This is a genomic window from Streptomyces sp. NPDC058812, assembly GCF_042744565.1.
GTDB classification, from domain to species: domain Bacteria; phylum Actinomycetota; class Actinomycetes; order Streptomycetales; family Streptomycetaceae; genus Streptomyces; species Streptomyces thinghirensis.
This window is the reverse complement of record NZ_JBHYOB010000015.1, coordinates 1-2382: the sequence shown is the minus strand read 5'-3', so window position 1 is coordinate 2382 and position 2382 is coordinate 1. Positions and strand designations below refer to the sequence as shown.

Below are 2382 nucleotides of genomic sequence, written 5' to 3'. Positions count from 1 at the left end.
GGGCAGACGGCGCGGTGCGGGGACCGGGGATGTCCAGTGGCTCGGCGGGTGCCCACCAGGGGGGCCGGTCTGCGGCCGGAGGGGGATTCCGCTCGGCGGAAGGGTACGGCGCCGCGGGTGGGGTCCGGTCTCCCCCGGACCGGGGGCGGACTACCGGGGGTGGGGGCGGGTCCGCCGCCTGGCCGGGGTCCGCCGCGTTCGGGGGCGGTTTCGTGCCGTCCGTGGTGCCGTGGTCCGGGCGGCGGGCCACCGTCCCCGCCGCGGAGGCGAAGCGGTCGTCCAGGGAATCGGGCGCGGCCGTGGGGCCGGTGTCGCCGGTGGAGTCGTCGTACAGCTGCCCCCACCAGTCGTCGTCACGACCGGTGGGTGTTCCCCCCTGCTGACTCATGCTCCTGATTGTCCACCGACGGAGCCGTATGAAAACGGGGCATCCGGAAAATCCGGCGGACCGGCACCGCGCCGGACGGCGTGTCGGGGGACGTGTCGAACACGTGTCGCGAGGTGGGGTGGCCGAGCGGTCCCACCCCCCACGGGAGAACCGCCCGGCGACGCCACCTTGGCAGAGTGACCGGCGGTACGGCGATGATGTCCGGAGGCGGGTTTGCGCCGTGGCCGTTTTCCGCCACGGACGGCTCCGCACATGGTGGTGGTGAGGTTTGTTCTCGGGGAGGGACGACGCCTGATGCTGGGAGTGCTGGGGCTGGAGAACACGCACGAGTCGGCGTACCGGGCGCTGGTGTCCCTGGGCGCGGCCGACGTGCCCGACCTGGCCCGGCGGCTGGCGCTCGGCGAGCGGGACACGGAGCACGCGCTGCGCCGGCTGGAACAGAACGGGCTCGCGGCCCAGTCGTCGGCCCGGCCCGGCCGCTGGGTCGCCGCGCCGCCGGGGGTGGCGCTGGGCGCGCTGCTCGCCCAGCAGCGGCACGAGCTGGAGAAGGCGGAGCTGGCGGCGGCGCTGCTGGCCGAGGAGTACCGGGCGGCGGCGGCCGAGCCCGCCGTGCACGACCTGGTGGAGGTGGTGACCGGCGCCGCGGCGGTCGCCCAGCGCTTCCTCCAGCTCCAGCTGGGGGCGAGCGACGAGGTGTGCGCGCTGGTCACCGGCAACCCCGTCGCCGTCACCGGCATGGAGAACGACGCGGAGGAGCAGGCAGCCGGCCGCGGGGTCGGGTACCGGGTGGTGGTGGAGCGGTCGGTACTGGACCTGCCCACCGGCATCACCGAGCTGACCGCCGCGCTGGGCCGCGACGAGCAGGTGAGGGTGGTGGACCGGGTGCCGACCAAGCTGGTGATCGCCGACCGGGCGCTGGCCCTGGTGCCGCTGACGGCGCACTCCTCGGAGCCGGCCGCGCTGGTCGTGCACGCCAGCGGCCTGCTGGAACTGCTGTCGGGCCTGTTCGAGTCGGTGTGGCGGGACGCGCTGCCGCTGCGGCTCGGCGCCGCCGGCGTGAGCGAGCACGGCCCGGACGGGCCCGACGCCACCGACCTGGAGATCCTCTCCCTGCTGCTGGCCGGCCTGACCGACGCGAGCGTCGCCAAACAGCTCGACCTGGGTCTGCGGACCGTACAGCGGCGGGTGAAGCGCCTGATGGAGCTGACGGGGGTCACGACCCGGCTCCAGCTGGGCTGGCACGCTTACGAGCGGGACTGGGTGGCCCGGAAACGCTGAACCGGCCGTCCCGGCCGTCCCGGCCGTCCCCGCCCGCTCCGCCGGACATCTGCGGACCGCGCCCGACTCCGGCACCCTGGACAGATGGGAGCGTGGGACCTCCTGCTGTCCGGCCTGGTCATCCTGCTCGGGCTGTTGGGAGTACTGCTCCCCGGCATGCCCGGGTCGTGGCTGGTGTGGGCCGGGGTCCTGTGGTGGGCGCTGAAGGATCCGCAGCCCCTCTCGTGGGCGGTGCTCGTCGGCGCCACGGTCGTGCTGCTCCTGTCCCTGGCGGTGCGCTGGACGCTGCCGCCCCGGCGGCTGGGCCGGGACGACGCCGGCCGCCGGGTCACGGCGTACGCGGGCGCGGGCGCGTTCCTCGGCTTCGTCCTGGTCCCGGCGCTCGGCGCGATACCCGGCTTCATGGGCGGCATCTACCTCGCCGAACGGCTGCGACTCGGCCGGCACGGCGAGGCGATGTCGGCCCTGCGCACGGCGATGCGCTCGGGCGGCTCCAGTGTGCTGACGGAGTTGTTCGCCTGCCTGCTGATCACCGGGGCGTGGCTGGGGGCGGTGCTGGCGGGCTAGGGCCTGTCTGACAATTCCCGCCTGCCTCGCGACGCCATGCACGCACTCTCGGCACACCGGGCGCAGAGCCAAGTACATCCAGTACGAGGCTCTACGCCCGGCACTCCCCCAGCCTCCGGCCGGGGGGACCCCCAGAGCACGCACCTGAC

General features: G+C 74.8%; 2 protein-coding genes and 1 pseudogene. 2 read left to right on the top strand and 1 reads right to left on the bottom strand.

All coding sequences use genetic code 11. From position 1 onward, the window contains the following. Window positions 1-388, bottom strand: a pseudogene (locus ACFW48_RS27035) (hypothetical protein); the annotation flags it as partial. A 294-nt stretch (window positions 389-682) separates the two neighbouring features. Here ACFW48_RS27035 and ACFW48_RS27030 point away from each other — a divergent pair. Next, window positions 683-1666, top strand: a complete 984-nt coding sequence (locus ACFW48_RS27030; protein WP_386318690.1) for a helix-turn-helix domain-containing protein — start codon at window positions 683-685, stop codon at window positions 1664-1666. An 84-nt stretch (window positions 1667-1750) separates the two neighbouring features. Then, window positions 1751-2233: a DUF456 domain-containing protein gene (locus ACFW48_RS27025; protein WP_386318688.1), complete on the top strand. Its 483-nt coding sequence runs from the start codon at window positions 1751-1753 to the stop codon at window positions 2231-2233. Window positions 2234-2382: the final 149 nt, after the last annotated feature.

What these genes read in the sequence shown, in the direction of transcription:
- ACFW48_RS27030 (WP_386318690.1), top strand. Translation starts at nt 683, where the DNA reads ATGCTGGGAGTGCTGGGGCTGGAGAACACGCACGAGTCGGCGTACCGG.
- ACFW48_RS27025 (WP_386318688.1), top strand. Translation starts at nt 1,751, where the DNA reads ATGGGAGCGTGGGACCTCCTGCTGTCCGGCCTGGTCATCCTGCTCGGG.